Consider the following 2,370-nt stretch of genomic DNA (forward strand, 5'->3'; position numbering starts at 1 on the left):
CGCCAACTTATACCAACGGCCTTTTGTCTTTGACCGCTGCCGAGAGGGGCTCGCTCAAGCGCCGCGCGGGCTTGCACCTGCGGCCGGTGAGTCAAACTCATCGGCCCCTGATCTTAGCGCGGCCGGTTGATGATGGGGCGGCAGAATGTATCCCGGCGTTCAGGTGGGCGTCAGCTCCGCGTGTTTTACCTGAGCGCGGGGCGTGCGGAGGAGAGCGACAAGGTGAAAAGTACATGGCTTGCAGGCTGCCTGCTCGCCGTCTGTCTCGCCGCAGGGCCGGCGGCGGCCGACCGCGACTGCACTGTGCCCCTCGCCGACTGGCAGCCCCGCGACGTGCTCCAGAAGAAGCTCGAGGCGGAGGGCTGGACCGTCCTGTCCATTCGCTCCGACGACGGCTGCTACAAGGTCCGGGCGACCAACGGGCAGGGCGCGCGCCTCAGGGCCAAATACAACCCCGCCAGCCTTGAGCGCATCCGCCACGGGCGGGACGACAACGACGACGATTGAGAGGGTGATCTGGGAGAGCTGGCGCATGCGCAACGGGATCATATTCATCCTCAATGAGTCCGACCGTCGGCGGCTTGACGTTCCGGTCTCGGATCGCAATACGCCCCGGAAACACGTCTGGCGCGCCCGGATCATGCTGATAAGCGCGGACGACGTCGGCACCCATGCGGTCGTGGCTGAGACCGGCACGGCGAAGATCAACGTCTGGCGCTGGCAGGCCCGCTTCATGGCGGAAGGCGTCGAAGGGCTGCTGCGCGACAAGACGCGGCCGCCGGGCCAGCCGCCGGTGGCGGCAGACAGGGCCTCGGCCGTGGTCGCCATGACGCTGAAGCCGCCGTCCCATGAGGCCATCCACTGGACCACGCGGGCCATGGCCAAGGTCGCGGGGCTGGCGGTCTCCACGGTGCAGAAGATCTGGAAGGCCCATGGCCTGGCCCCGCATCGCCGGCGGCAGTTCAATCTCTCCAACGATCCCGCCTTTGCCGAGAAGCTCAACGACGTGGTCGGGCTCTACGTCAGCCCGCCGGCCCATGCCCTGGTGCTGAGCCTCGACGAGAAGTCGAAGATCCAAACGCTCGACCGTACCCAGCCCGGACTGCCGCTGAAGAAAGGCCGCGGCGCCACCCTGACCCACGATTACAAGCGCAACGGCACGATCACGCTGTTCGCCGCGCTCGATGTCCTGACCGGCGCGGTATTCGGACGCAACATGCAGCGCCATCGGCATCAGGAGTTCATCCGCTTCCTCAACGCCTTCGAGCGCGACATCCCGGCCGGCAGGCTGATCCACGTCGTTCTCGACAATTACGCCGCCCACAAGCACGACAAGGTGCGGGCCTGGCTTGATCGCCATCCGCGCTGGACGTTCCACTTCTCGCCCACGTCCAGTTCGTGGCTGAACGCGGTCGAGGGCTTCTTCGCCATCCTGACCCGCCGCCGGCTGCAGAATGGCGTCTTCCGGTCCGTCGTCGATCTCCAGGCAGCCATCAACCGCTTCATCGGAGAACACAACCAGACCCCAAAGCCCTTCATCTGGCGCGCTGACCCCGATGCCATCATCACAGCGCGAAACCGAGGGTTCCAAGAGTTGGAGTCAATCCAATAGCATCCGGGCATTTTGCAAAGACGAGCCTGAATCAGAACGATCTCTCCAATGGACGTCGGCGGACAGTGTTTCGAGAGCTTTCGTTACGACGATCGAGTGGCTAATAAAATTAGTGTGTCAGTTGGATAGTGGAGTGTTACCTGTGTCTGTTTTCCTATCAGAGGCATCGTTTTACCACAATCGACCGACTGAGATTGTGGACATTCTGTGTGGCCAACTCGCACAATTTGGATCAATAGTTTTGTATGACGACAGTTATGTCCTTAATTTTGAAGTGGGGAAAGCAAAGCTGAAGGCGATTGAGAATATGATTATGATACGAGTTGAGTCCGGTGATCTAATAAGTTCGTATGCGATCAAAACACTTATAGAAGGGCATCTAGTAGAAGTTGATGATATCAAGGAAACGGCGATATTATGGATTCCAGTCAAGGTCGAGCCATTTGCCTCATTGGCAGATTGCACCAGTCTGATGAAAAAAAAGTGATGGAACGTGGTTTCACAGCGGTGGAACCGATGAGGGTGGTAAGTGATCCCCATCGAGTAGGTGGCGGCCCCTGCCACGTACAACTGAAGAGTGGGGTCGCGTCCGTCCGGAACTTGATTTAGCAACGCGCCCATGTACTCCCCCGCAATAAAAGTTATTCATCTTCTCCATGATGCCGGTGTGGGTCGAAATAGACCTCCGTCACCCGAAAGCGCCCACCTATTCGCTTACACTGAACGATGACGTCGATTGCTATCTTCAGCAGATCCCG

3 protein-coding genes are annotated in these 2,370 nt (G+C 59.9%); all 3 read left to right on the forward strand.

What is annotated here, in order from left to right; all coding sequences use genetic code 11:
- The first annotated feature begins 222 nt into the window (after nt 1-222).
- The 3 genes from K9U40_RS22565 (at nt 223) to K9U40_RS22575 (ending at nt 2,099) form a co-directional block, all read left to right on the forward strand.
- On the forward strand, nt 223-507 hold the full coding sequence (locus tag K9U40_RS22565; RefSeq protein WP_282639131.1) for a PepSY domain-containing protein: 285 nt from the start codon (nt 223-225) through the stop codon (nt 505-507).
- A 25-nt stretch (nt 508-532) separates the two neighbouring features.
- Nucleotides 533-1,612: an IS630 family transposase gene (locus K9U40_RS22570; protein WP_282639132.1), complete on the forward strand. Its 1,080-nt coding sequence runs from the start codon at nt 533-535 to the stop codon at nt 1,610-1,612.
- 133 nt (nt 1,613-1,745) lie between these two features.
- Nucleotides 1,746-2,099, forward strand: coding sequence for a hypothetical protein (locus tag K9U40_RS22575; protein ID WP_282639133.1), 354 nt, complete (start codon nt 1,746-1,748; stop codon nt 2,097-2,099).
- Nucleotides 2,100-2,370 lie beyond the last annotated feature (271 nt).

Origin of the sequence: Xanthobacter autotrophicus (assembly GCF_030015065.1) — a bacterium.
GTDB classification, from domain to species: domain Bacteria; phylum Pseudomonadota; class Alphaproteobacteria; order Rhizobiales; family Xanthobacteraceae; genus Xanthobacter; species Xanthobacter autotrophicus_D.